The 294-nt window shown below is 56.5% G+C and carries 1 pseudogene; it reads right to left on the bottom strand.

Annotated elements, in window-relative coordinates:
• Window positions 1-294: pseudogene (locus HMPREF2698_RS12330) on the bottom strand (HNH endonuclease); the annotation flags it as partial.

Here is a 294-nt window from a genome sequence, read left to right on the forward strand (position 1 = left end):
CAAACTTGTAGGTGAGGAATTCTGCCCCGGTCATGCGCCCACCGTTAGTCAGGTTGAGCTCTATTTCGTCCCCGTCGCCGTTGATGATCTGGTCTAGCTCGTTCAACGTGACGATGACTTGGGTACGCACCGCAGGCTTAGAACCGGTGCCCTCTTTGAAGAAGATGTCGTTGGCGGCTTGAAGCAGGTCAGTGGTGTTGGTGGATTCGAGTACGCCGCGCATGTTGGCAATCGTGGTGGCGTCGTCAGTGATGGAGAGAGTGTTGGGGCCTTGTTCCCGGTAGGTGATGCGCA

This window comes from Corynebacterium sp. HMSC072A02 (assembly GCF_001810085.1).
GTDB lineage: Bacteria > Actinomycetota > Actinomycetes > Mycobacteriales > Mycobacteriaceae > Corynebacterium > Corynebacterium hesseae.